Annotated in this window: 21 protein-coding genes and 1 riboswitch; of the genes, 10 read left to right on the top strand and 11 right to left on the bottom strand. The window is 44.4% G+C overall.

All coding sequences use genetic code 11. The features are described from left to right. Nucleotides 1-63: 63 nt before the first annotated feature. On the top strand, nucleotides 64-1,266 hold the full coding sequence (gene nhaA / locus I3255_RS10970) for a Na+/H+ antiporter NhaA (RefSeq protein WP_201597831.1): 1,203 nt from the start codon (nucleotides 64-66) through the stop codon (nucleotides 1,264-1,266). Nucleotides 1,267-1,642: 376 nt separating this feature from the next. After that, a complete protein-coding gene (locus I3255_RS10965; protein ID WP_238038847.1) occupies nucleotides 1,643-2,983 on the top strand; it encodes an oxygenase MpaB family protein in 1,341 nt (446 codons plus the stop codon). 10 nt (nucleotides 2,984-2,993) lie between these two features. Here the strand turns inward: I3255_RS10965 and I3255_RS10960 are convergent, their stop codons facing one another. Continuing rightward, complete coding sequence (locus tag I3255_RS10960; protein ID WP_238038846.1) at nucleotides 2,994-3,728, bottom strand: CoA pyrophosphatase; 735 nt, start codon at nucleotides 3,726-3,728, stop codon at nucleotides 2,994-2,996. 619 nt (nucleotides 3,729-4,347) lie between these two features. On the opposite strand from I3255_RS10960, the gene I3255_RS10955 reads away from it, so the two are divergent. The 3 genes from I3255_RS10955 to I3255_RS10945 all read left to right on the top strand — a co-directional run bounded on the left by I3255_RS10955 (nucleotide 4,348) and on the right by I3255_RS10945 (nucleotide 7,257). After that, nucleotides 4,348-5,163, top strand: coding sequence for an SDR family oxidoreductase (locus I3255_RS10955; RefSeq protein WP_238038845.1), 816 nt, complete (start codon nucleotides 4,348-4,350; stop codon nucleotides 5,161-5,163). 4 nt (nucleotides 5,164-5,167) lie between these two features. Next, on the top strand, nucleotides 5,168-6,448 hold the full coding sequence (locus I3255_RS10950) for an AGE family epimerase/isomerase (protein ID WP_238038844.1): 1,281 nt from the start codon (nucleotides 5,168-5,170) through the stop codon (nucleotides 6,446-6,448). A 245-nt stretch (nucleotides 6,449-6,693) separates the two neighbouring features. Next, nucleotides 6,694-7,257 (top strand): NUDIX hydrolase, encoded by a 564-nt coding sequence (locus tag I3255_RS10945; protein WP_238038843.1) that lies wholly within the window; start codon nucleotides 6,694-6,696, stop codon nucleotides 7,255-7,257. An 82-nt stretch (nucleotides 7,258-7,339) separates the two neighbouring features. On the opposite strand, the gene I3255_RS10940 is transcribed toward I3255_RS10945, so the two are convergent. Next, nucleotides 7,340-10,405 (bottom strand): insulinase family protein, encoded by a 3,066-nt coding sequence (locus I3255_RS10940; protein ID WP_238038842.1) that lies wholly within the window; start codon nucleotides 10,403-10,405, stop codon nucleotides 7,340-7,342. 406 nt (nucleotides 10,406-10,811) lie between these two features. On the opposite strand from I3255_RS10940, the gene I3255_RS10935 reads away from it, so the two are divergent. Together I3255_RS10935 and I3255_RS10930 are read left to right on the top strand one after the other, a co-directional pair. After that, nucleotides 10,812-11,273, top strand: coding sequence for a universal stress protein (locus I3255_RS10935; protein ID WP_238038841.1), 462 nt, complete (start codon nucleotides 10,812-10,814; stop codon nucleotides 11,271-11,273). A gap of 158 nt (nucleotides 11,274-11,431) precedes the next feature. Further along, on the top strand, nucleotides 11,432-11,893 hold the full coding sequence (locus I3255_RS10930; RefSeq protein WP_238038840.1) for a universal stress protein: 462 nt from the start codon (nucleotides 11,432-11,434) through the stop codon (nucleotides 11,891-11,893). A gap of 99 nt (nucleotides 11,894-11,992) precedes the next feature. Here I3255_RS10930 and I3255_RS10925 read toward each other — a convergent pair whose 3' ends face one another. Continuing rightward, nucleotides 11,993-12,928: a LysR substrate-binding domain-containing protein gene (locus I3255_RS10925; protein WP_238038839.1), complete on the bottom strand. Its 936-nt coding sequence runs from the start codon at nucleotides 12,926-12,928 to the stop codon at nucleotides 11,993-11,995. A gap of 222 nt (nucleotides 12,929-13,150) precedes the next feature. On the opposite strand from I3255_RS10925, the gene I3255_RS10920 reads away from it, so the two are divergent. After that, nucleotides 13,151-14,275 (top strand): YeiH family putative sulfate export transporter, encoded by a 1,125-nt coding sequence (locus I3255_RS10920; protein WP_238038838.1) that lies wholly within the window; start codon nucleotides 13,151-13,153, stop codon nucleotides 14,273-14,275. A gap of 185 nt (nucleotides 14,276-14,460) precedes the next feature. Here I3255_RS10920 and I3255_RS10915 read toward each other — a convergent pair whose 3' ends face one another. The 3 genes from I3255_RS10915 to I3255_RS10905 all read right to left on the bottom strand — a co-directional run bounded on the left by I3255_RS10915 (nucleotide 14,461) and on the right by I3255_RS10905 (nucleotide 16,539). Next, nucleotides 14,461-14,670 carry a cold-shock protein gene (locus I3255_RS10915; RefSeq protein ID WP_045453470.1) on the bottom strand — a complete coding sequence of 70 codons (210 nt, stop codon included), beginning with the start codon at nucleotides 14,668-14,670 and terminating at the stop codon, nucleotides 14,461-14,463. A gap of 243 nt (nucleotides 14,671-14,913) precedes the next feature. Next, nucleotides 14,914-15,336 (bottom strand): YbaN family protein, encoded by a 423-nt coding sequence (locus I3255_RS10910; protein ID WP_238038837.1) that lies wholly within the window; start codon nucleotides 15,334-15,336, stop codon nucleotides 14,914-14,916. Nucleotides 15,337-15,591: 255 nt separating this feature from the next. Next, nucleotides 15,592-16,539 (bottom strand): DUF2971 domain-containing protein, encoded by a 948-nt coding sequence (locus I3255_RS10905; RefSeq protein ID WP_238038836.1) that lies wholly within the window; start codon nucleotides 16,537-16,539, stop codon nucleotides 15,592-15,594. A 317-nt stretch (nucleotides 16,540-16,856) separates the two neighbouring features. After that, a riboswitch (TPP riboswitch) is annotated at nucleotides 16,857-16,972 on the top strand. A 120-nt stretch (nucleotides 16,973-17,092) separates the two neighbouring features. Here I3255_RS10905 and I3255_RS10900 point away from each other — a divergent pair. Beyond that, on the top strand, nucleotides 17,093-17,989 hold the full coding sequence (locus tag I3255_RS10900) for an ABC transporter substrate-binding protein (protein ID WP_238038835.1): 897 nt from the start codon (nucleotides 17,093-17,095) through the stop codon (nucleotides 17,987-17,989). A gap of 108 nt (nucleotides 17,990-18,097) precedes the next feature. Here I3255_RS10900 and I3255_RS10895 read toward each other — a convergent pair whose 3' ends face one another. From I3255_RS10895 to I3255_RS10880, 5 genes are all read right to left on the bottom strand, one after another. Continuing rightward, entirely contained in the window at nucleotides 18,098-19,396 is a 1,299-nt protein-coding gene (locus I3255_RS10895; RefSeq protein WP_238038834.1) for a VWA domain-containing protein, read from the bottom strand. 33 nt (nucleotides 19,397-19,429) lie between these two features. Then, nucleotides 19,430-20,413, bottom strand: coding sequence for a restriction endonuclease (locus I3255_RS10890; RefSeq protein ID WP_238038833.1), 984 nt, complete (start codon nucleotides 20,411-20,413; stop codon nucleotides 19,430-19,432). Between the two features lie 180 nt (nucleotides 20,414-20,593). Continuing rightward, nucleotides 20,594-21,028, bottom strand: a complete 435-nt coding sequence (locus tag I3255_RS10885) for a hypothetical protein (RefSeq protein ID WP_238038832.1) — start codon at nucleotides 21,026-21,028, stop codon at nucleotides 20,594-20,596. 84 nt (nucleotides 21,029-21,112) lie between these two features. Then, on the bottom strand, nucleotides 21,113-21,238 hold the full coding sequence (locus I3255_RS14890; RefSeq protein WP_269117314.1) for a hypothetical protein: 126 nt from the start codon (nucleotides 21,236-21,238) through the stop codon (nucleotides 21,113-21,115). Between the two features lie 155 nt (nucleotides 21,239-21,393). After that, complete coding sequence (locus I3255_RS10880) at nucleotides 21,394-24,327, bottom strand: valine--tRNA ligase (protein WP_238038831.1); 2,934 nt, start codon at nucleotides 24,325-24,327, stop codon at nucleotides 21,394-21,396. A 305-nt stretch (nucleotides 24,328-24,632) separates the two neighbouring features. Between I3255_RS10880 and I3255_RS10875 the strand changes: the two genes are divergently transcribed. After that, nucleotides 24,633-25,817, top strand: a complete 1,185-nt coding sequence (locus I3255_RS10875; RefSeq protein WP_238038830.1) for a formate/nitrite transporter family protein — start codon at nucleotides 24,633-24,635, stop codon at nucleotides 25,815-25,817. Nucleotides 25,818-25,854: the final 37 nt, after the last annotated feature.

The following is a 25,854-nucleotide window of genomic DNA, read 5'->3' as shown; positions in this document are numbered from 1 at the left end:
CATGAATAGTGGCGTGGATATTTGAGATTATTTAGTAAATTGTACTTAGGAGATGAGGATAATATGGCAATACGAAGGATTAAGGCATTTTTTGAATTTGAGGCAGCGGGCGGTATCGTCTTAGCATTGGCTGCCGTTGCTGCAATGATCATTGCCAACTCCCCTCTTAATGTTTGGTACGAAGGTTTTATTCATGCACCAGTTGCCATTCAAATTGGCGAGTTTGCGATTGCCAAAGATGCTCACCACTGGATCAATGACGGTCTAATGGCTGTGTTCTTTTTCTTGGTCGGGCTTGAGCTCAAGCGTGAAGTATTGATTGGTGAGTTGTCTAACGTCAAGCAGATTATCTTGCCAGCTGGTGCAGCACTGGGCGGTATGATCATGCCTGCGATTGTTTATCTACTCTTTAACTACAATGAGCCTGAGTTTTGGAAAGGTTGGGCCATTCCTGCGGCAACGGATATTGCCTTTGCGCTTGGTATTTTGAGCCTTCTTGGCAACCGTGTACCCAACTCTCTAAAAGTCTTTTTGGTGTCTATTGCTATCTTTGATGATATCGGTGCGATTTTGATTATCGCTCTGTTTTATACCAGCGATTTATCATTAGAGTCGTTAGCATTGGCTGGCCTATGTCTGCCATTCTTGTACCTTCTTAATCGACGTAACGTCACTAGCATCACGCCTTACCTACTTATTGGTATTATCATGTGGATTGCAGTACTCAAATCGGGTATCCATGCAACATTGGCTGGTGTGGTCTTAGCACTATTTATTCCTATGTTTGACCGCACTGATCCCGAGCACTCTCCGCTTGAAGAGCTAGAGCATGATTTACATAACACCGTTGCCTTTGGTATTTTGCCAATATTCGCTTTTGCCAACTCGGGTATATCACTCGAAGGCGCAGGTCTTGCCGAATTGTTCCATTCAGTACCACTAGGTATTGCCGCAGGTCTGTTTATCGGTAAGCAGTTGGGCGTCATGATTATGTGCTGGTTAATCTTTAAGCTTGGTATCTCAACCATGCCAAAAGGTATGAACTATAAGCAAATCTACGGCGCAGCGCTATTGTGCGGTGTTGGTTTTACCATGAGCTTATTCATTGGTGGCCTCGCATTTGCAGGTGATACGACTATGTTTGATGAGCGCTTGGGTATCATCATGGGCTCTATCGTCTCTGGTATCGCAGGTTACATCATGCTCAAAGTGAGCTTGAAAGATAATGTCAGCGGCACATCAGTCGATTTGACTCGCTCTCATTAATAACAAAACGAGCGACTTATGAGCCTATTAGCTTATAAGTCGCTTTTTATTATCTGCAAAACCTGTTAATGAAAAATAGGTATTTAGCCAAGGTTGATTATTGTTAATGAACCCGCTGTAGCATTAACAATAATTGTAATGTCGGCAGACGAGAATATCCAATACATCATGCCTGCCCTATCGTTAGTGCGAAAGACGCGCGTGCAAGACTGCTGTTCTTATCTGATGAAATACGTGACCTAAAATCTCGTATCGGTACGATACAAAGAAACGAGATTCCTTGACTCCATCAATTAACCCTTATAAATGATGGTTATAGATCGCTCTTACGATACGAATGTTGTTTTATAGCTGACTTATAAAGGTGTTTGATCATATGGATAAGAAAATCACCAATACTACAAATATCTTAACCAATAAGACGCAGCATCCATCAACAGCGTCTTATTTGCGTCATGGGCGTACGACTGCTATCGATGACCATAGTGATTTGCAAGTGTTAAAGCGAATTAAGCGATATCTACTGCCAAAAGATTTTGCTATCTCGCCTGCGCTACTAGAGGAGATAGTCGCCGGCTACGATATTGGCGATCCACTCGCAGATGCTTTGGCCACTAACAATATCCGCTTTGCAAAGCCCCTACAACAGATTATCAGCGGCGGCGATGATCTAAATAATGATCTCGCAACCAACGCCTCATTTAATACACTAACCGAGCAATTTAGCAGTCATCCTGATTGGTTCGACCCTAAACTTGCGCAAATCGGTGCGGTCGCCTATCGACGCTATCCGCTGATGCTGATTTGGCTATTGCGTAATGTCGCGCTGATGGCAGGTTATAGCATCCCAGCGCTATCACTACCACTCATTCAGACTGGTGCGTTGATGCACGATGCGCTACCACGGCTCATGCGTACCTATGCCTATATCTTGGCGGTGTCTGAGCATCCACAATCAGATATGAGCATGCGTAATCACTCTCAACCTATCGATCAAGTATTGGCGATTGGCTCTGAGGGCTGGCGACAATCCATTAAAGTACGTCAGATTCATACATTGGTACGGCAAAACTTGCTCAAAGGCAATGCGGCAGCTGGCGTGATACCAAACGCCGAGCAACATCATAATCCTGATGGTAGCTGGAATACTGATTATTGGGGCGTACCGATTAACCAAACTGACATGATTGCCACCCATTTACAGTTCTCGTTGTTAATTATGCGCGGCCTACGACTGCTCGGCGCCCGTATTAGCCCTGAGGAAGCGGAAGGTATTTTACACTTATGGAATCTTGCCAGCTACTGGATGGGCGTTGATTTAGCGCGTCTGCCAAAAGATGAAGCGGCTAGCTGGGAATGGCTGTATACCTACCTGTCGATACAGCAGCTAGACTTTAAGATGGGGCAACCACTGGCAAAAGCCTTGCATGATCTGCCGCGTCAGTTAATGGGCGAAGACAATCGACGTGGACGCTTTGTGGAGATGGTCAATGCCAGTGTGACCCGCACCTTGGTTGGTGATGATATAGGCGATGGTCTGGACTTACCAAGATCAAAGATACGATTTGGCGTATTGTCTTCCGTGCCGATTCTGTTTGCCCTTGATACTGCGCGGCAGCACAATGCAACGATCGCCCAAAAATTAGAAGCATTTCGTGCCAAGCGCCAAGACAATATGAACTGGTGGCTTAAAAAGAACGATGATTATTATAAGTAGATGATATTTATCAGCGTTTGTTTTCTACGCGGTAATACCATTCTAGCTGACGATCAAACCCAGTTTCTAGCAGATTGGCAATGACGCGCCCTGTCAGTCCCCACACAGTCTCACCATCCACTTGCCAACTCGGCGTCAGTATGGTCGCGGTTTGTTCTTGCATCTTATATTCTACCGCATACTCCACCGTTGGCTGGTTGACTAACGACTCTAAATCCGCCCAAAAAATACGTGATATCTCTCCCACTTCAGGAACTAACACCAGACCTGGGGCGATGAGTGCGACGATTGGACGTACGCTCATACCGCTTTTGGACGTTTGGATCGGTAGTTGTCCCAGTAATTGCACTTTATTAGGTGGTAGCGCCGTCTCTTCACAGGCTTCACGTAACGCGGTCACGACATTGTTGCCATCACCTATCTCGTGTTTGCCGCCTGCACAGGATACCTCTCCCGCATGGCTGTTCATATGAGCCGCTCGCCGCGTCAATAATAATTTAGGTTTACGCTCATGAGTGATCGCGACCAATATTGATGCATCAGCAATAGGCGTCTGATATAAGCTGTCCAAAATACGCGTACTTTGCGAGGTGTTGCCACTCTCGTACATCGCTGGACTCGTAAGCGCATTCAATGTCTCGTGTTGTACTCGCTCGGCCAGTTTTCTGAGTGTGGGATGACGAATAAAGCTTGGGACAGCGACGCTAAACTTATTAAAAAAATCAATATTTTCGGGTACGGTCATTATAAAATCCTATGAGTGGTCATCTTCATATTACTCATGAAAATACCATTGCCAGCATACCAGTATAACCTGTCGCTAGTATGGCAGCCTTTCTTATTAATCAGATTATCGCTTTTATAGATGTATCTCATATTTATGCTGTTTCAGACAAATTGCGATTTATTGATGCATCAGCTGACTGCTACACATATATGCGGCCACTGGGGTAAATATAAAACGGCTTGCCGCTTGTGTATAAGCTTTGTTATGTAAACTGAGTCTCTATCCTAGTGAGCCTTTCAACTAAATGCCTATTTTTTGCCGCGTCTTTACACCTTCCTAAATTACTCAATGTCTCATACCGTCTGTCTTAGACGGCGATCGCTTTATTGATTAAGGTTTTCTCATTATCCTTTTTGCTTGGTATTTATTTATGGTAGTAAGTATCATAACTGCATCTTTAAATTACCAAACATTAACCGAGTAATATTTCAAAAAATGCATTTGGGTATTATGATGACTGCTAGCAAGACTATGAGGCGAACATCCTAAAATAGCATTATAAAAATACTGATGCCAGCGTCATAGGCTTGCTGTAATAACAATAAACAATATCTGAAAATAACGAAGGATACAGATTATGACAGACCAAATCGACAACATGATGCCACCTGCTGAATACATCAATGATAACTATAAAGGCTCAGGAAAACTGGCTGACAAGCGCGTTTTAATCACTGGCGGAGACAGTGGTATTGGTCGTGCAGTGGCTTTTCATATGGCACGTGAAGGCGCCAATGTTGCTATCCTTTATCACTCTGATGAAGAGAGCGCAAATGAGACGCGTAAAGGTATTGAAGCAGAAGGCACAGACGCGATGGTACTGCAGGGTGATACAGCAGATAGTAATAGTTGCAAAGAGGCAGTCGAAGCTGTCGTGGCAAAATGGGGCGGCATTGATGTGCTAGTCAATAACGCTGGTATGCAAAAGCCGTATCATGATTTGTCTGAGGTCAGTGATGAAGACTGGCAACAGCATTTTGATGTCAATATGGCAGGGATGTTTTATGCAACCCGCGCTGCCCTTGAGCATATGAAAGAAGGCGATAGCATCATCAATACCACCTCTGTTAATGCGTATGTCGGCAATGATGTATTGGTGCCGTACACCGCGACCAAAGGCGCTATCGTTGGCTACACTCGTGCGCTATCCCAACAACTACTTAGCCGCGGTATTCGCGTCAATCAGGTGGCACCAGGCCCTGTAGTGAGCGAGATTCAACTGGTATTTAAAGACTTTGACAAAGATATTTTGGAATCTATGTCTTCACCAATGGGGCGTATGGGTCAGCCACGTGAAATGGGTGCTGCCTATGTATTTCTTGCTTGCCAAGACAGCAGCTTCGTCACGGGTCAGACCTTGCACATAAACGGAGGTATGATTACCAATGGCTGATATCATGAATTCTCCTGACTCCTCTGATTTGCTATCTGTCTGTTGGGCAGATAGCAGTACTCATCGCCGTTGGTTGCTCGCTGAAGGGCAACGTTTACTTAACCATTATGCCAAAGCGCGCGTGCCCTCAGGGTTTGCTACTTTGGGTCATGATGGGAGCATGGTAGATGACACTGCAAAGAGCATCATCACTGCGAGGATGGTGCATTGCTATGCGCTAGCGGCACTAATGGGGATACCGGGGGCGGCAACACTTGCTGACCATGGCCTAGATGCGTTGCTTGATGGCCCATTACGCGACTCGGTACATGGCGGTTGGTTCAGTGACGCTTCCTCAACTCATGAAAACCCATCACGCAAAAACGCCTATTTGCATGCATTTGTTGCGCTTGCTGGCGCGTCTGCTAGCATTGCTGGTCGCCCGCGCGGTTCAGAGCTCATGCAAGCTGCGATAAATATTATCGATCAGCACTTCTGGCTAGAAAACGAACAATCGATGCTACCTTCTTTTGCGGCTGACTGGTCTGATCCTGAAGATTATCGCGGCGCTAATTGCAACATGCATACGACTGAAGCTTGCTTAGCACTAGCAGATGCCACGGGTGAAACGCGTTGGCTAGACCGCGCACTACACTTAGCCAAGCGTTTCGGCCATGATATTCCTAATACTTACGATGGTCGCCTACCTGAACATTTTGATAGTGGGTGGAATCTATTGCCTGATTACGATGCCAACGAGCCTTCTGATGATTTGAGGCCTTGGGGTCTCACACCCGGTCACTTTGCAGAATGGGCAGGACTGCTAATCAAGGTTGAGTCTGCTTGTATCGCGCATGGTTATGACGTACCTAATTGGCTACTACCTGATGCCGTCGCATTGTTTGATAGCGCTATCGATCGCGGCTGGGCACCTGACGGTCAGTCCGGCATGGTCTATACCATTGGTTGGGATGATGAGATTTCAATACCAAACCGTCCTTACTGGGTACAGGCTGAAATGGCTAATACCGCACTGATGCTATCGCGCCGTACGGGCGATCCACGCTTTGAACATTACTACCGCTTAGCATGGGATTATATTGCCAGTACTTTGATTGATCTTGAGCACGGCGGCTGGCGTCATGAGGTAGATGCAGATGGCAACTTAAGTACGGTCGTGTATCCGACGCGCGAGGATCTTTATCATGACTTTCAAGCCACTGTAACGCCATTGATTCCTATCTCTGCCTCGGTAGCTGGTGGATTACGCACACAGATGCTCGAAACAAGAACCCAATTCCTATAACCTAATTCATAAGTAGGATATAGCCGATAAACCAGTAACGCTCTGATGGCGATTGAATTGCGCCGTTAGAGCGTTTTCTTTGTAATCATAAAAATTAAATAAAATAGCTTTTCTCATTAAAAGTAAAAGTATATCCTCAAAAGTATTTGTCACTATCGCTGCTGTATACAAAAGCAAACATCAGAGTGGCAAAAAAACTTTTAAGATAAGTGGACACACAATATTTACTAATAAAGGTAGTTGGTATGAGCTATTGTCTCCAATGCGGTCATAAAGCAGAACGAAAAATCCCACCTACAGATAATATGCCGCGCTTGGTGTGCCCCAATTGTCACTATATCCACTACGAAAACCCAAAGGTTATCTGTGGTTCGCTAGTCGTACACGAAGACAGAGTACTACTGTGCCGCCGAGCGATTGAGCCGCAATATGGACTATGGACGATACCTGCAGGTTTTATGGAAAACGGCGAAACCATGGCTGAAGGCGCCGCACGCGAGAGCTACGAAGAAGCTGATGCCATCGTACTGAATCCGAATCTATACTGCATTTATGACCTACCAGATATTGGACAGATCTACTCTATCTATCTAGCCGATCTAAAAGATGGTGCTTACGGTATTGGCTCAGAAAGCCTTGACTGTGCGCTGTTTAGTGAAGAAGATATTCCATGGGATACGCTCGCCTTTGAAGCCATTCGCCTTACCTTAAAAAACTATTTTGCTGATCGTAAGCAGTATAACGAGTTGTCAGAATTCCCAATCCATCAAGACAAAATCGGCAAAGATTTGAGTATCAAACGGTACTAAGCAAATACTAAATACAAAAAAGCCAAGCATCATGCTTGGCTTTTTTGCGCTTAACTTTTAATAAAAAATAAACCCAATTGTCTTAGCTCTTAATTCTACATACTTCAAAACCAAGACCTTTGACTGTCTCTTCTTTATCATAAGGCGCTAACACGGCACGCACATGCTTTTGACCTTGCAGATATTGCTTGGCAACACGCTGCAAGTCATCAATAGTCACGGCGAGGATAGCGGCGCGCATTTTACGTTGCCAGTCAGCACCGCGATGATGCAAGTTGGCAAAGCACGCTTTAATCGCCTCCCCTGCAGGAGATCCCGGTTTATCCATGCCTGAGATAATACCTAAAATCGCCTCTTCTAATTGCTCATCGGTTTGTGGCTCATTCAAGATCCACTCGATACTGGCTTCAAAATGCTCAAAGGTTTCAGCGCACTGCGGGTCGCGGTAACTAAAGAACTTAAAGGCACATGCATTGGCGTCATAGCCCGCGCCGCCACCATAGGCACCGCCGCGCTCACGAATGGCACTGTGTAAATAGCCATTACGTAGGTAAGGCGCTAATACCATGAGTGCAGCAGTATCAGGATGGTCAGCAGCGGGTACCGTATAAGCGCTGGCATTATGGTAAACGTTGGTCGGTACTAACCACGCTAAATCTGCAACATCGAGAGCAGTCCCATGCTCGCTCGCTTTGACCGCGTCTTTTTCTCCATTTAGAGCAGTGTCTAGTTGTAGATTTGCAAACTCACTTGGAACGTTAGCTTCAGTGTTAATTACATTCTCAGTAGACGTTGCTGCTTTACTGTCTTTCCAACTATCAACGATTAAGCCACTCAAGCGTTCCGTTTGCTCGGCTTCACAAATGATGACGGCATGCTTAGGCAAGCTGATCAAACGTTGATGCAAGTCCATCAAACTGGTCGCTAAATGATCCCACTGTGCATCATCGGTACTGGCATGACCCAAGAACGCTTTGAGTGCGTTGAGTGCTGGTAAACCGCTGCGCACGTATTCTAGCTGCGCTTGACGACTCATACCGCGGCTGGCCGTTTGCATTGCATATGAGTGACCAGAACCTGCTAGGTTTGACTGCCAGCTGGCTTGACGCTGCTGCAAGATTTCTTTGATACGGTCATGCTCAGTAAAGATACTGTGCTCCATCACTTCTTTGAGCAAATCAATCGCTTCAGGCTTACGATTCAGCGCACGCGTTGCCACGACGAAATAACTGCTAATCGCTTGACTGTCATCGACGTTGGTACGTTGGCTAATACGCGCGGTCACGCCTGAAGAGTGCGCCGCTTGCTTGGCCTGCATCTCATGAGCGCTGAGCGAGTCTGTACCCAGCTCAGACAACAAGCTCAGATAAATAGGCAAGAGTGGATGATTGATGACATCATTCACTGGTAGCTCATCTGCGTTACCGTTACCAATGACTTCCGTGAGCGGTACAATCACCTGATAGTAATAAATACCGTTAGTACCTGCTTCGTACTCAAATAGCGTACTATCTTGCTCGCTTAAACGTACTTGTTTCTGCACGCCTTCTTTAAAGCTGATGTCTGTTGGTACGTCTTCTAGACCTACCTTTGGCAATAAGCTCAAATCATCAGGCGCTGCTTGGCGTGCGGCCAGATCTAGTGCTTGCTTGTGCAAGATGTCTTTGTCATCAGCAGTCAGATCCATCTCAATGGTATCTAGACGCACTTGCTCCGCTGCCGCTTGACGGGCTGATTTTTCACTATCTGGCGTCATGGTCACGCGCACACGGTGCTGATTGTCCAGCAGATGCGTTTTAATTAAGTTCGGTAGCCACTGTGGATCGACGACTTGCTCGCGCAACCACTGTAGATGCTCATCCACTTCCCACACGTCGATAGGGTTACCATCATGAATGGCGGTACTAAAGCCTTCTAGCATCAGGTTTAGACCATAAGGAATGCTATCACCGCCGATGTGACGCTGATCAATTTCAATCTGATGCAGAATGGTTTCGATAGTCTCGTCATCGACTGGCGAGTTTGCCACTTCAGTTAGCAGATCAATAATGCCCTGCTCGACCGCTTCGGCATGCTCTGGGTTAGAGCCACGCAGACCTGTATAAAAGACCATTTCATAATGGCTGTCATCCAGTCCCAAAAGTGGGCTTGGCGCTTTACCCAGTGGGTGACTGTCCAAATAAGCACGTAGTGGCGAGCCTGAATGCTCAATCAGTACGCCTTCGAGCAAACGCAGCGCCAAACGCTGCTTAGGATCAGTGATCGATGGCAACAACCAAGCGACCACGTGATGGGTTTGATCTGGACCGGCTTCATCAGCAGTGTACGTATCTACTGCACTGATAGGTGCAGACAAACGCTGCTCTGGACGCGAGACATGCTTTTTACCTGCTTCGAATTGAATCAAAGCGTCTTCGTGTATTTTCGCTTGTGTCTCAGCAACAGGAATATTACCAAAACTCATGATGACACTGTTCGATGGGTGATAGTGACTCTCATGAAAAGCTGTCAGCTCAGTATGCGTTAAGTCAGGAATCTGGGCAGGATCGCCACCTGAGTTGTAATGATAGGTGGTCGTTGGGAATAGGTGATGCGCAACTGTATGATAGAGCTGATCGATCTCGCCGCTCATCGCGCCTTTCATCTCGTTAAAGACGATACCTTTAAACTGTGGCTTATCATTTTCGTCCAGCTCTACACGGATGCCTTCTTGCGCAAAATCGAGCGGATGGATATTGGGGAAAAACGACGCATCAAGGTACACAGCGAGCAAATTAAAATAGTCGTTTTTATTTTGCGTGGCATACGGATACGCCGTCCAATCGGCTGCGGTCATCGCATTCATAAAGGTGTTCAATGAACGCTTAATCATCGAAAAGAACGGGTCACGTACTGGGAATTTCTTAGAGCCACATAATGCGACATGCTCCAAAATATGCGCCTCGCCTTTTGAATCCATTGGCTGAGTACGAAAGCCCACCAAAAACGCATTTTCATCGCTTGGGTGCGCTAAATGATAATGCATCGCGCCTGTCTTCACATGCTGACTGATCAGCACATCCATCGATAGCGCCTCAATATGGCGATGCTCAATCAGCTCAAATGCTGGATGCAACGTTAGATCAGCAGTAAATGGGGTATCAGTCATAGTTATCCTTATCGCTTACAATGCGTATCGTGTGCCCTGACTGTCAGGGTAAATAGAGTGGTAAAATTATTGAACTATCAGTCGTAAAAATGGCTATTAAAACATTTTGACTTACAATTTCTGAAAAAACTGAATGCTAAAACCCAATATGGGCTTTTGAACTCAATTATGCAGGTATTTATAGTGACTATATTGGCTAAAAAAGAATTGGCTTAGCGCTATTAGTGGGGTTTGGTCGTTGATAAGTCAAGTCAGCAATCAGGCTATACTCTATAGCGTAGTCAACATTGATACCTTGATGACCAAACATAATTCCAACAAAAGCCACATTCAAATGATGGTCATATCGCTTAACAGAGACCCTTTGCACTGCTACCATGAAGTTCACTACTAATAGGAGCACCTCATGAGCTACCAACATGTTTTACTGGTTACTGACTTATTATCCGATGCGGACAAGGTTGCTCTAAAAACCAAACGTATACTCGCAGGCTCTCCTGAGGCCAGATTGTCTGTCCTGCATATTGTGGAAGACGATATGGTGCGCTTCGGGTATGAATTAGTACCTTCCTCTAGCCTATCAGGCGATGTCCATAATGAAAAATGGCAAAAAGCGCGTGCTAAGCTGGCGCAATTTCTGGAGCGCAACGAGCTAGAAGCAGTCAACTCTGAGGTGACAGCTGCCATTTCTAACAGTAAAGGCATTGTTGACTACTGCCATGAAAAAGAGGTCGACTTACTCATTATTGGGCGTCATGAACGTCACGGTATCGCTGCTTGGCTAGTCGGTGCAACTGCTGATAGTATCTTGCCAAACGTCCCTTGCGACAGCCTAGTCGTCAAGCTTGATGAGCCAGTATCAGAATAAGGGGTCTGGCTCAACATTCGAGTTAACCTGTTATTTGTTAGCATTGCACTAGAGTTTTATTCTATATCAAAGTCTATGTCGTAAAGATAGACAAGCATTACTTAACAGCGCTCTATAGTAGTGCTATAGTAAATACTATCTGACATGAGGAAGACGTTATGAGTTACGAACATATTTTACTGGTCACCGACTTACTCTCTGATGCGGATATCGTCGCGCAAAAGGCCAAGCGCATCGTTGAAGACCGTCCCGGTTCTAAGTTGTCTGTACTACATATTGTCAAAGATACTATGGTGGGCTTCGGCTACGAGCTGGTACCCGCCTCTAGCCTATATGATGAAATTGACGACGAACGCTGCCAAGAAGCACGGGCAAAACTGGCGCAATTCCTTGAACGCAATCAGCTAAACGCGGCAACGTCAGAAGTCACTACCGCTATTTCTAGCAGTGAAGGTATTGTTAGCTACTGTCATAAACACGACGTCGATCTATTGGTCATCGGTCGCCATAAGCGCACTGGTATTGCCGCATGGATCAGTGGCGCGACAGCAGATAATATCTTGCCTAACGTGCCTTGCGATAGCTTTGTAGTAAGACTTGATAAGCCGGTTTCGACGTAGCAATTTGCTTTGGCTATATGGAATTATCAGTTAACAAAAAGCGCCCTATCATGATTGATACGGCGCTTTTTTATTCCTCATATTTTGACATTGTCTCAGTTAATCTTGTTGGATAATATCTATAAAGGTTTGCCATATGGGGCTTTGGTGACGGGCTTTATGCCAGACGAGCCACCATGTCCTTGATAAATCAATTCCCGCCACGTTCACTTGTACCAGCTCCCCAGTAGCCAATTCCTTCTCAATCACATGCTGTGATAGACAACCAAGACCAATACCTGCACTCACCATATGCTTGATAGCTTCTGATTGATGTATGGCCTTTACCACTTCTGCATTGGGTAAATATTTTAGCAATTGCTCATCGATGATCTGCCGTGTGCCCGACCCTGTCTCACGTACGAGTAGCGGCAACTGCGCTAACTGATTAATAGTCAGCTGATAGCAGCACCCATCTTCGCTATAGGTAGCGACGTTCTTTAGCCATTTACTGTCACGCTTGGCAAATATCATCAGCGTATCCGTGCGCCATTCGCGCTGCTCAATGGCTTTCATATCTATGGGACGTGGCATCCCTTCTACCAAGGCAATATCGATATTGAGCTGCTCAATCTCACTCACTACCTCCTGAGTATTGGCAATATACATATCGACATTGGCATCGGGTAGCGCCTCATATAGCTTACCAAGCAATGATGGCAGCACGTAATTGCCAATCGTGGTACTCGCCCCAATATGAATCTGCCCTGCTTGATACTGATGATAATGCTCAAGCGTGAGCGACTGCCCCAAGATAGCCTGAGCTTGTACATAGATAGGATGGGCATTGGGATGCTGATTAAGCCTACGACCAACGCGCTCAAACAACGGCATCTGTAATCTAGACTCAAGCTCTGTCAGCGCACTACTGACCGCCGACTGTGACAAATGCAACTCCTCACTGGCGCGGCTGGTGCTACCTGTCTGATAAATACTGACAAAAACAGCGAGCTGCTTAAGTGTAATCTTTGGCAATGTCTGTACAGATTTTTTCATTATATCGATGATGCCTTATGTCAGTTTTTAGCCTGTCTTATTCGCTATGCATGTCTTTTTTTGCTACTCATGCGCGGTATATCTATTTCTATCATAAACACTAACCTGAAAAATCGATAGTTTATATCTTATTAATCTGTTTTTATTATAAATATAGTCAGCTTATACTGTCTACTCATAAGCTTATGCTTATTTTAATATCAGTAATAGGATATGCCCCTTATGCATACACTAGCCAAATCAGTCAGTCGTTCAGTGAGTAACTACATTCCAAGCCAACGCCATTTGGCTGGTTTGGCTATGGTGCTGATCGGTGGTTTGTTTTGCTTATGGTTGAACACGAGTTTGGATGTGTGGTCAAATGGGCGTATCGTTGGCTTATCCTCTTTAACACTCGCGATCTTGCTGGGTATGATATTAGGCAATACCATTTATCCCAAGTTCACTGAGCGTCTAAACGGCGGCGTTTGCTTCGCCAAGGGTCAGATTTTACGCCTCGCGATTATGTTCTATGGGTTTAAGCTGACTATGACGCAAGTTGCGAGCGTCGGTATGCCAGCGATTATGACCGATGCACTCGTATTGACGTCGACCTTTCTACTAACCTATTGGCTAGGTACTAGATGGTTAAAAGTCGATAAAGAAACCGTCATACTCATCGGCTCAGGGGCAAGTATTTGCGGTGCTGCTGCCGTCATTGCAGCAGAGCCAGTGGTCAACGCGCAAGCCCATAAAGTCACTATTGCCGTAGCAACTGTCGTGGTATTTGGTACTATCGCGATGCTGCTTTACCCTTTTTTATATCAGCTTGGTTGGTTACAGCCTTGGCTCAGTGCCGAGCAATATGGCATGTACACGGGCTCAACCGTACATGAGGTGGCGCAAGTCGTGGTCGCAGGCAATGCAATCAATAACGAGATTGGTGATACTGCAGTCGTGACCAAGATGATACGCGTTATGATGCTCGCGCCTTTCTTACTCGTATTATCGTTTGCGCTAACCAAAGATCGCACCGTAGATGATGCCGCTATGGAAAATGAGGGCAGTAAAAACGAGGCAGCGTCATTTATGACCCGCGTCAAACAAGTCAAAGTGCCATGGTTTGCGTTTATTTTTATCGGTATTGTCTTATTGCATACTTGGATACCGATGTCTAAAAGTATCGAGCAAAGCATGATTATGCTAGATGATATATTGCTGACGATGGCGATGTTTGCACTAGGTTTGACTACTCATCTGAGCGCGATTAGGCAAGCTGGTGTCAAACCTTTGATTTTAGGAGCGGTGATGTTTGGCTGGTTAATACTGGGCGGTGGTCTGATCAATATCGGTATTAGCTTTATATGATAAGCCAATTGCTCACGCTTATTTACTTACATCAGTACCCAATACAAAAATGCCTCTAACTATCCATATAGCCGGAGGCATTTTTGCATTTGTCGTTTCATTTAGCATCAAATGACAGACGAAAAAAAACGAACCCAAAGGCTCGTTTTTTTACATCTTTTCATCTATCTGTCTATAAAGACAAATTAGATAGCAACGATGTTATGTGCTTGTGGGCCTTTTTGGCCTTGAGTTACAGTGAACTCAACTTCTTGGCCTTCAGCCAAAGTTTTGAAACCTGAACCAGTGATTTCGCTATAATGAGCAAAAACGTCTGCGCCAGTTTCTGGAGCGATAAAACCAAAGCCTTTAGCTTCGTTGAACCATTTAACTGTACCTTTTTGAACGTCTGACATAGTATAATCCTACTTTTAAATTTATTAATGGTCTAGTGACCGGTAACGCTTGCAAATAGCTACTGAACGATAAATATTAAAACGAAGGATTATAACTAATACTACGAGGTAATGATTTGGTGCAGAACTGCTCTTAAGCTTGGGCGTATTATAAGGGGTACATCCTAGTATCGCAAGCCTTATCTCATGTTTCGTGTAACCAGCGCGGTTTATTGAGTGGATTTGGCTCAAATTGCAACCATTTTAAGCATTTGGCAAGCGGAACAAATATATCGCTACCCCACTACAGACAACAGCTACCAGCCATGCCACCCACATCATATCGGCAGACAAACGATAAAACAACATAATAGTTGACGCTGCCATCATGACCGTTGCCAAAACCTTGGCATACAGCGGCACGGCATGATTGTTTTCCCAATCGCGGACGAATTTTCCGAAGTACTTGTGATTGATAAGCCAAAAATGAAACCGCTTAGAGCTGCGCGCCCAGCAGCCTGCCGCTAGTAGTATAAAAGGCGCAGTCGGCATGACAGGCAGTAATATCCCAATAATACCTAAAATAAAAAATATCCAGCCAAGCGTCACAAAGGTCCAGCGTATCATCGGACTTCTGGATTGGTTGGTCTTGGGTCTATGATAAAACGTTTTTTTATTATGGGTCATGAAGGTCATATCGTATTTTTAGCAAGTGAATGACAAGGAGTGATATCGACAAATACCGTTAATATCAGTCCAGATGAAGTATTCATCATGCACCACACACTATATGCAAACAATATTACTTTTGCGTCTTTGGTTTGTCTTTTGTTTCATACACTAAGCCGTTTTCAAAAAAAATCGTTAATCAGCTTACTGCGTTAAAAAACCGCTCGCCATTAAATGATGAACGTTTTTTTATTTTTAAAAAGCAGTTATTTTTTATATCTTCCTTAATTGACACTCTGACTCACATATATCAAAATTCAAATTATACCGCCCTCTTAACAGCTCGATACCCTTTCGTCTGAGGGTCGCATCGTTTGTCGGCGATATAATGACTTTGGTAATGCTCTTTAAGTCGATATGGACAGGAATATAAGGAATAATCACGCCTGATTTCGACCGAAATTCAATCGATTTGTCATGCTTATTGATGACCGTTAGTATCAGTCTTTTTTCTTTTTCATCAGAGAATTGTGGGTTCCTTATCAGTGCAAACTCCGTTAGCGCCTCAAGTATAGAAGAAAACAATAAGTCGGCGGTCGCATTATATCTATATTCCGTATCTGTCTTTCTGACCGCACTATTCTCTCTGATAGTATGCAAGTTGTTGACCAGTGTTTGTTTTCTATTTAAAAACACCTCTCTTATTTTATGCTTATCAAAATATCTTCTTATGCTATTAGAATAACTATAGATAATACTATCGAACCTGTGATGCGCTTGGGAGTACCGATTGAATTTATTGTATTTAAAACTCTCTGACAGTACGTGCTCATCAAACTCTATACAGATACCATCATTATGCTCACAGTAAGAGGTCCACTGTCTCAGATAGTCTTTGTTATATGTAAAAGAGGTGATATAGAACTGCTGACTGATCCCCACTAGCATCTCTAGCAGATAGTTGGTGAGCGATATCTCTACATCTGCCTCCAGACTGTAGTGGTCGGTAGATATCTCCTGCAATCTTTCGATAATTTTCTGATAGTCCTGCGACATGGACTCAAATAAATTTTCGTCTTTTAGGTTCTTTCTGACGTAATCAATGCCTTTTTTCATTTCTTGATAATCATTCAAAAAAAAGATATTGGTCGCCCATATGCTTGAGTCATTGACTATACCCAAAAATCCAGCAGTACTCGTATAGTGATAGACTTTACTCATAACTTAACTCATTATGTCTCACATATAGATGACAGAGCATTTATGTCTGTAATAACAAAGACAGACAAATCTTATCGTTATATTCGACTTCAGTTTATTAATCATACCTTTTTTTGCCAAAATTTTCGCTCATTTATCAAAGGTATAACATATAACGACTTCACAAAGCATACCAACTCATGACTCAATCCAACACCTTGCACTACCGCTCATAGGTCGTCTATGATGAGGCAGTAGTATTTGGTAGCAACCATCGGTAATAGCCGTTGGCAGTACTGATTCAATAGTTGTACTGCTTAAAAACTATGTAATACCACTCAATCTTGTCGGGGTGCGTTGATTTGACGTCTTAATGTCGTCAAAACCATCGCTGAGACATACCCGTGAACCTGAAGCAGTTAGCACTGACGTAGGAAATAAGCATGACATGTTTTGATGCACCTCTTAGTGATGTGTGCTCGTAATAGCATATCTAATTTTGAGACTTTGGCTTTCTTGTTTTATTTAAACACTATCAGTCTGATTGTTTTCCATACCCAAAAAGGAAACAACCATGCAATCGACCACCAAACTGACCCTTACTCTCGAATGGTTCTTGAACCCTGATCACCTGCCCTTTATTGCGGGTGTGACTACGGGTGCATATGAGCAAGCAGGGCTCGATATCACTATTATCGAGCCAGACGATCACTATGATGGCTTTGCTGAATTACAGAACCAAAGCATCGATCTACACGTGAATGAGCCGATTCACCTATTTGAGCATTACGCGCCGAACCTACGTGCGCTTGGCTGCTTTTTTGAGACGGACGGCGGTATATTGATGCAGCAGTCTAGTATAGATAAGCTCAAGAACAATCAGCCGATTCGCATCTGCACCCCTGCTGCTGAGGAAAAAACCAATCGTATTGGCTTTGAGATATTGGCGCGCTATACCAAGAAAAATGGCTTTAGTATCAGCCGTGATAATGTGACTTTTGTACAAAAAGACTTTTATCATATAAAAAATCTGCAAGAAGACCCAAGCCTAGATGGTGCATGGCTATGCTTTTATAACTTTGAAGGCGTTGAGGCAACTCACGAAGGATTGGACTTTACGTTTATCGACCAGCATCTGTCACCCTATCCTAACTTTTCGGCGTTAGAAATCCTCACGACGGATGAGATCTATAGCGCGAAAAAGGACGCGATAGATACCTTTATCCAAGTGACCAATCAGATGACGGAACTGTGTAAAAATTATTCAGAAATTGCCCACCATATGTATTACAACTATAGTAAAACCGAAGCCGACACACTAATGGATGCCATCATTGATAATACGCTGGGCAGATTGATCACGCCAATCACGCCTGATGCAAATAAATGGCAAGAGCTGCGTGAGATGCTAGCCGAGAACGATATCGTGACGTTGACCGATGAGCAGTATCAGTCGCTGTGGGCGCTGTAGGAATTTTAGAAGTTAAAATATTTCGAACCATAAAAAACCGCCATAGTTTTAATGTGGCGGTTTTTTATTTAGCTGTAATCGAATAGTGAGGTTAGCGCAGTAATACTTTTATAGTGGAGTCACTATACCAAGTTGCTTGGCTTCTTTTAGCCACATTGGGAACTCTTCTAGCATGTTTTCATACAAGGCTTCTTCGCTAATGTCGTCCAAATCGTCAAGTTCAAAAAAGTCGCAATTATCAATCACGCGCCCTGTCATATCATCTAGTTTTTTTAGGATGCCATAACCACGACCACCCAAGCCCACAAACTGCCAAAATATCGGCAGTTTCGCCGCTTCCGTCATGACTCTGGTGATACCGCGATTGTCATTTACCCCGCCATCACTGATAAATAGCACGTAGATAGGCACATCCAAGCCGTCTTTTTGATAAAACTCCGTCACGGCTTTCATGACCTCTGCTTCATTGTTAACGCGTTGGCCAAGTGCCCATTTGCGCCAGCCGCCATGAGCATTATCAATAAAGCCGTCATAGTTGCTCAGCCCAATCTCGCCCAAATACTGCGGATCTCGGGCAAACGCCCAGCAGTCTAGCGCTTGGTCATTATCGAAGCTCACTGCCAATGGCAATATGCGATTGACTACCTCTTGCACGCGGCCTTTTTTGTACTGTCTGTTCATTGAGCCTGAGGCATCTAACACCAGTGCTACCTTTGCAGTTAATTGTTGCAGTTGGCGTTTCTCAAGCGATATCGTGGCTTTTTTGGCCAGATTGACCAGTTTTGGCGCTTTGTCTAGCATGACCTTCTCGAGCGACGGTTTTGCTTGAACTGGTGCTGCGGTCGTATCTGCTGCTTGTGGGCTACTCTCTTCTACGTCACCACCGAAATGCTGCACGATAGCGGCAAGTCCACCATTAAAGCCTTGTGCGACGTTAGATACTCGCCACACGCCACTCTTACGGTACAGCTGCATCAACATACTGGCTTGCTGCTGGGCAAAGTCTGCTGCTTGATATTCTGCCTGCGCTTTTTGCGATTGCTGCCAAATGCCAATCTCTAACGATTGAATTTGATTCAGCGACGTGTCGGCTGATAACACAAAAAACAAGCTGTCTATATTCGCAGCCAGTTTGGATAAATTCACTTCAAACTCGGCTTGGATGCCTTTACTCGCCGTTGGCTGTGACTCGTAATGGGTAAGCTTGATTTGCCCGCATGGGGAGGTTGGCTGATTATAAAACACCATGTAATCATCATTGATCAGTTTGCCCGCTGCGTCTAAGGCAAAGCAGCTGATGTCCATCTCTATTGGGCTTTGGCGAGTGAACTTGAACGTGATAGGTGCGGTATCGTCAATGGCAAGGTTGCTTAAAGGCGCGCGTTGTCCGACGGTGAGATGGTTCATGGTATTCCTAAGACGAGAGGTTATAAACTAATATCAGAACGGTAGTTCATCTGAGATTATTATAGCTTCTGTATCGTTATCTTTAATTGGTACATTAAGGCTGCTTACTACATAAAGATTTAGTATATCGTCTCTGTCCATGAAAAGAATCTGGCTTCTTTTTGATGCATCCAATTTATTACCTAGCCAATTTCTAGCTTGTTTAGTAATTTCCCCACCAGCTATAATAAAAGCATGGTCGACTAAAACCCTTTTACTAGTTTCAGGGTCAAAAATCTCATGACCGAGCATCATTAACAATTGATTATAAATTTCAGCTACATTTGCATTAGATGTCTTAGTAACTCCTGCTGAATCAAGCTTTCCTTTTTTGACCTGTATACCGAAATACAATACATGTTGCGTAGGCAAAACATAACGCATCCAAATATCTTTGCCATACTCAAGGGATTTATCTTTATGACCTGCTGCGGTGATATGCTGATAGCCTAATTGTCGAAATAAAGGTAGTAAAATTTCTTCTATTAGCTGATCTTCAGAACAATTACTCAAGTACTCAGTAAGCTGCAAATATTTTTCCTGCTCTTTAGGAGTGAAAGGTCGATGAGGCGTAGAAGAGTAGGTAGATATTTTTCTCGTAGCATTATGACGAACGTAGAGTAAATCATCCTCTCCATAAAATGCTTCAAAACCTTCTCTGGAAAGAGGTTTATTCAACTCATCAAGCGCTTTCGAACGATCTGGATCATCTACATGTGCATCAGTTTTGTGCATTAATGTTTGTAGAACATTTAAAAACCGATTTGGTAAAGTGTCAGTTGTATCGGATGGTTCATTTAGAAGATTTTCTAATCTATCGGCTACCCAATATTTACGAGTAGAACCGTCATGTACAAAATCCAAGTCACACTCTTCAAAAAATTCTGTTATATAGCTACTAGAACGATAAGGAAAATGACCTTCATCACCAATTATTAACTCGGCTATAGCTTTTAAATTTCTTGGTTTGAACTTCATAAACTTAATCCATGGTTAAAAAACTCGTACTGCACTATTCAATATAGAGATATTAGCACACAAATATTCAGTTATAGCCTAGAAATGAAATATGAAGTGAGTAAATAATGAACAATAAAAACGCCATCGTATACATAATGGCGTAGAAAGCTAGCGATAGGTTAAAGACTCTAATATTACTTAAATACTATCTAAAAAGCCTTTGCGTGTTTTACTTTTATCTTTAAGATTATACTCATAGTTGTATCTAATAGGAGCAGCCATACCTTTTCTACGGTACTCACTAGGAATACGTTTAAACAGATAACGTTGTACGACCTCTTTGGGAGCATCTCTTCCAACAAAGCCAAATCTTCCTTCTACAGCAACATTAGGGTACTCTGGAAAATTTTCCAGTGTTGCCAATTTCCATTGATCTGCAATAAAAACGCCTACAATTTCACCATATGCTACTGCTAATATATAGTCAGCCTGACCTATTACTTCAGGATTGACTCTCCAAGCATAACGCGCTGCGTCATAAGCAGTCCGTTCTTCAAATGACTTATTAATAATAATCATTGCTACATCATGCTCAAAAACAGCTTCTTCTTCATCCAACCTATTATCACTCATATTTTTTCCTCAAACTCAAAAGTCTACTTCAAACTAAAGAATTACTTAATCATATCTCTTTAGTTAGGTCATTCGATTGATATCTTACAACGCTTTTGACCGCTCCGTCATCGGTGTCAACTGCCCTTCTAGCTCAGACTGTTTTGCTTTCTCAGCATTGACCACCTCTGCAAGTGCCTTACTGATGATACTTTTTTGCAGCTTATGCATATATATTCGAGCTAATCTCAATAGATTATAAATAATAGCACACAAATATTCAGTTATATCTTAAAAAAAGGTCAAAGAACTAACCAGTAGACAATAAAAAAACGCCATCACAATCGTGACAGCGTTCTTTGCTAATACGGATATCTACGTTTAGATTACAACGCCTTCAACTGCTCCATCTGCGCTGTCATCGCGGTCAACTGCCCTTCTAGCTCAGCCAGTTTCGCCTTCTCAGCATCGACCACTTCCGCAGGTGCTTTACTGACGAAGCCTTCATTGCCTAGCTTACGCGCGATGCCGTCAGCTTGCTTTTGTAGCTTTTCATGCGCCTTACCCAGACGTGCCAGCTCAGCTGTTGGGTCAATTAGACCTTTCATCGGTACGAGTACCCGTAGCTGACCGACCATACTTGATGATGATAGTGGTACTTCATCACCTTCTTTGACGATCTCCAAGCTCTCGACTTTGGCAAGCGCTTTGAACTGGTTTTTGATACGTGATAGACGCGCATCTTCATCTTGAGAGACGTTTTGTAGTAGCACTGGCAGACGTACCGCGTTACCCAGTTTCATCTCACCACGGATGTTACGGACGCTAGCGATTAGCTCCTGTAGCCACGCCATATCCGCCTCAACTTGCTCACTGATTTGGCTGGCATCGGTCTGTGGATAGTCAGCAACCACGATGCTGTCGGTGTTTTTGCGACCCAATAGTGGTGCCATGGTCTGCCAGATTTGCTCGGTCAGATACGGCATGATTGGATGAGTAAAACGTAGCGCAGTCTCTAGTACGTGCAGTAGTACATAGCGGATTTGCGCTTTGCGCTCGTCAGATACCGAGTCATCATTTAGGCTGGCTTTGGCAAGCTCAACGTACCAATCACAGTACTCATTCCAGATAAACTCATAGATATCTTGGCTGACCATATCGAGACGATACTGAGCAAAATGCTGATGAATGTCTTTGATGCTAGAGTTTAGACGACTCATGATCCATTTTTCTGGTAATTCCCATACGTCAGGATTCGCTGCTTGGTCGATAGGCTTGGCGTTGCTATCGCCATCAACACAGTTCATCAGTACAAAACGGCTGGCGTTCCAAATTTTATTACAGAAGTTACGATAGCCCTCGACCCGCTTTAGATCAAAGTTGATATCGCGACCAGTACTGGCTAATGAGGTAAAGGTAAAGCGCAGTGCATCGGTGCCGTAAGCTGGAATGCCTTCTGGGAATTCTTTACGTGTTTGCTTCTCAATCTTGGCCGCGTCTTTTGGGTTCATCATATTGCTGGTGCGTTTTTCGACCAGCGCTTCTAGCTCAATACCATCGATGAGATCGATCGGATCTAAGACGTTACCCTTTGATTTTGACATTTTTTGACCATTGCCATCACGTACCAGACCATGCACATAGACGGTCTTAAACGGTACTTGCGGCGTGCCGTCTTCGTTTTTCACGAAGTGCATGGTCATCATGATCATGCGGGCAACCCAAAAGAAGATGATGTCAAAACCTGTCACCAATACGCTGGTCGGGTGGAAGGTGTCCATCACGCGTGGATCGGCGTTGACGTCTGCCCAGTCAAGCGTACTGAACGTCCATAGACCAGAGCTGAACCACGTATCGAGCACGTCATTATCTTGGCGCAGTTTTACGTCGTCGCCTAGGTTGTATTTAGTGCGTACTTCGGCTTCGTCACGGGCGACATAGATTTCACCCGTCGCATCGTCATACCATGCAGGGATACGATGACCCCACCACAGCTGACGGCTGATGCACCAGTCTTGTAGATCAGTCATCCACGCCATATACATGTTTTTGTACTGCGCAGGTACGAACTCAATGCTACCGTCTTCTACCGCGTCAATCGCAGGCTTGGCAAGTTCTTTGACTGCGACATACCACTGATCGGTCAACCACGGCTCAACGATTGTACCGCCACGCTCAGCACGTGGGGCTTTGAGTGCGTAGTCTTCGATATCTTCTAGCCAGCCCTGCTCACCTGCTTGCTCAACTAAGAATTTACGCGCGGCAAAACGCTCAAGTCCGGCATAGTCGCTCGGCGTGGTTTCTAACTCTGGCTCACGCGTTTGTAAGTCAGGATAGACTTCCATCGCGGGTAAGATATTGGCGCGCTCATCTAGGATGTTAATCAATGGCAAGCTATGGCGACGACCCAATTCATAATCATTAAAATCATGCGCTGGGGTGATTTTGACACAGCCTGTACCGAAGTCTTTTTCAACATAATCATCAGCGACGATAGGCACGACACGACCAGTGATTGGCAAGGTAATGGTTTTGCCGACCAAGTGCGCGTAACGCTCATCGCTCGGATTGACCGCGACTGCCGTATCACCAAGGAGTGTCTCAGGGCGTGTGGTTGCTACAACAAGGTAGTTTTTACCATCTTGAGTCAGCAGCTCTGTATCCGTGAAATGATAGCGGAAATGCCACAAGCTGCCTTTTTCGTCGTGGTTTTCTACTTCTAAATCAGAAAGCGCGGTTTGGAACTTAGGATCCCAGTTGACCAAACGCTTACCACGATAGATCAAACCATCGTCGAATAGGCGTACGAACACTTCTTTTACAGCATTGGACAGACCATCATCCATGGTAAAACGCTCACGCGACCAGTCAACCGAACTACCCAAACGGCGAATTTGGCTAGTGATATTACCGCCCGACTCTTCTTTCCATTCCCACACTTTATCGATAAAGTCTTCACGCGTCATGTCACGGCGCTTGATGCCTTGCGCCTCTAGACGACGCTCAACGACCATTTGGGTTGCGATACCCGCATGATCCGTACCTGGTTGCCACAGTGTATTGTCACCATCCATGCGGTGATAACGGGTGAGCGCATCCATGATTGCATTGTTAAACCCATGCCCCATATGCAGTGAGCCGGTGACATTTGGCGGTGGTAGCGCGATAGAAAACGACTCGTCTTTATCAAACGTCGGCTGAAAATAGCCACTTTCTTCCCAGCCTTGATACATGCCTGCCTCGACTTGTGCAGGATTATAGGCGTTTTCTAATTGATTTAGTGCCGCTTGAATAGAGGCGGTTAGGTTGTGATTACTCATAATGGCATTATCTTTTATTGATTGAATATGATCAAAGTTAATTGAATTAAAGCGAATATAAAAATTAGGAGAATAATGAATAGAGTGATTTTAACGCAGATAGGCAGATTTTGTTAGATGGTAAGACAATTTATCAAAAATGAAGGTCATTTTTCATGCCGTTATCGAACAATTAATAACCCCAATCGGTTAAATGCTCAACAGAACCCGTCCCTATCATGCGCTAAAATAGCGCTAATATCTTTACATTAAAAATACTAACTTAGAAATACTAACAATGTTATCTAATCAATAGTGAGCCGACCTTGTCCCAAGATACCAAACACAACCGACAACATAGCCAAACATATAGCGACAACGCTCAGGATAACCTGTCAGACAGCGAGCGTTTGCCCGCGAGCACCACAAATCGTGTCCAGCAAAATGATGATGCGAACGATACGCTGAATGGTAACCATGAAAAAGACAACATAGAGCACAGCCATACGCTACACCACAGCCACTCTCCAGAAGACAGTCACGCCAACCCTCATGTAGATAGCCATCATCCAGACGACCATATAAAAGCCACTGAAGAGCTGGATAATGATGACCTACCAGAAGAAATCAGCGACGAAGACAAAGAAACCATCAAAAAGGTCGCCAGTGATGACAATCTAAGCCAAGCAAAAAGTTACGCCAGTATCTTGGTCGAGCAAGTCATCCATGCCAAAGAAACCTTTGAGCGCTCGCTTGGCTCGCTCTTTACCAGCGCCTTTACGGCTGGGCTTGAGATTGGTATTAGCTTTTTTGTGATTTTATCTGCATTTGCCTTACTTAATGATGTGCTGCCGAGTCACTATGCGATGGTACTATCATCCCTGCTCTATCCGATCGGCTTTATTATCGTCGTTATCGGTCAGTCATTATTATTTACTGAGCAGACCTCCCTACTCAGTCTACCGGTGCTAAACAAGATTGAACCACTGCATAAGCTGCTGCGACTATGGGGCATCGTTATCGCTGGTAATATCGCCGGTGGCTGTTTGTTTGCTGCCTTGATGGTTGGCTTAGGGCTACATATGCATCTGTTTACCGACCATGCTATCGATGCTTACGCTGAGCATATCTTAGGGTTTGAATGGTGGGTTATCTTTGGTAGTGCGGTGCTGGCAGGCTGGATGATGGGCGTGGCAGCATGGCTAGTAACCTCTGCACGCGATACCCTTAGCCGTATTGTTTTGGTTTCCATTATCACTGGTAGTATTGGGTTTTTGGGCTTACACCACAGTATCGTTGGCAATATCGAAGTGTTTTCAGCATTGCTATATGGTAATACGGTCAGCCTATGGCACTATTTGATATTTTTAGTCGTGGTCTTGATGGGTAATACGGTTGGCGGCGTGGTATTTGTCGCGGTGCTCAAAAACCGCACGTTCTTGTTTGAAATTGAAAGAGTCAAAGAACAGGCAGCCGAGGCAAGAGCAGAGGTCGACAGGCGCAGATTTTAGTGTTGAGCAATACTATCCGTATTGAATTGACTCACCC

Source organism: Psychrobacter sp. Ps6 (assembly GCF_022129235.1).
GTDB lineage: Bacteria > Pseudomonadota > Gammaproteobacteria > Pseudomonadales > Moraxellaceae > Psychrobacter.
Note: the sequence above shows the minus strand (reverse complement) of the source record. Positions and strands in the feature narration are given on the sequence as shown.

What these genes read in the sequence shown, in the direction of transcription:
- I3255_RS10920 (WP_238038838.1), top strand. Translation starts at nt 13,151, where the DNA reads ATGCATACACTAGCCAAATCAGTCAGTCGTTCAGTGAGTAACTACATT.
- I3255_RS10925 (WP_238038839.1), bottom strand. Translation starts at nt 12,928, where the DNA reads ATGAAAAAATCTGTACAGACATTGCCAAAGATTACACTTAAGCAGCTC.
- I3255_RS10895 (WP_238038834.1), bottom strand. Translation starts at nt 19,396, where the DNA reads ATGAACCATCTCACCGTCGGACAACGCGCGCCTTTAAGCAACCTTGCC.
- I3255_RS10930 (WP_238038840.1), top strand. Translation starts at nt 11,432, where the DNA reads ATGAGTTACGAACATATTTTACTGGTCACCGACTTACTCTCTGATGCG.
- I3255_RS10960 (WP_238038846.1), bottom strand. Translation starts at nt 3,728, where the DNA reads ATGACCGTACCCGAAAATATTGATTTTTTTAATAAGTTTAGCGTCGCT.
- I3255_RS10885 (WP_238038832.1), bottom strand. Translation starts at nt 21,028, where the DNA reads ATGAGTGATAATAGGTTGGATGAAGAAGAAGCTGTTTTTGAGCATGAT.
- I3255_RS10955 (WP_238038845.1), top strand. Translation starts at nt 4,348, where the DNA reads ATGACAGACCAAATCGACAACATGATGCCACCTGCTGAATACATCAAT.
- I3255_RS14890 (WP_269117314.1), bottom strand. Translation starts at nt 21,238, where the DNA reads ATGCATAAGCTGCAAAAAAGTATCATCAGTAAGGCACTTGCAGAGGTG.
- I3255_RS10935 (WP_238038841.1), top strand. Translation starts at nt 10,812, where the DNA reads ATGAGCTACCAACATGTTTTACTGGTTACTGACTTATTATCCGATGCG.
- I3255_RS10940 (WP_238038842.1), bottom strand. Translation starts at nt 10,405, where the DNA reads ATGACTGATACCCCATTTACTGCTGATCTAACGTTGCATCCAGCATTT.
- I3255_RS10900 (WP_238038835.1), top strand. Translation starts at nt 17,093, where the DNA reads ATGCAATCGACCACCAAACTGACCCTTACTCTCGAATGGTTCTTGAAC.
- I3255_RS10910 (WP_238038837.1), bottom strand. Translation starts at nt 15,336, where the DNA reads ATGACCCATAATAAAAAAACGTTTTATCATAGACCCAAGACCAACCAA.
- I3255_RS10950 (WP_238038844.1), top strand. Translation starts at nt 5,168, where the DNA reads ATGAATTCTCCTGACTCCTCTGATTTGCTATCTGTCTGTTGGGCAGAT.
- nhaA (WP_201597831.1), top strand. Translation starts at nt 64, where the DNA reads ATGGCAATACGAAGGATTAAGGCATTTTTTGAATTTGAGGCAGCGGGC.
- I3255_RS10890 (WP_238038833.1), bottom strand. Translation starts at nt 20,413, where the DNA reads ATGAAGTTCAAACCAAGAAATTTAAAAGCTATAGCCGAGTTAATAATT.
- I3255_RS10945 (WP_238038843.1), top strand. Translation starts at nt 6,694, where the DNA reads ATGAGCTATTGTCTCCAATGCGGTCATAAAGCAGAACGAAAAATCCCA.
- I3255_RS10965 (WP_238038847.1), top strand. Translation starts at nt 1,643, where the DNA reads ATGGATAAGAAAATCACCAATACTACAAATATCTTAACCAATAAGACG.
- I3255_RS10915 (WP_045453470.1), bottom strand. Translation starts at nt 14,670, where the DNA reads ATGTCAGACGTTCAAAAAGGTACAGTTAAATGGTTCAACGAAGCTAAA.
- I3255_RS10880 (WP_238038831.1), bottom strand. Translation starts at nt 24,327, where the DNA reads ATGAGTAATCACAACCTAACCGCCTCTATTCAAGCGGCACTAAATCAA.
- I3255_RS10905 (WP_238038836.1), bottom strand. Translation starts at nt 16,539, where the DNA reads ATGAGTAAAGTCTATCACTATACGAGTACTGCTGGATTTTTGGGTATA.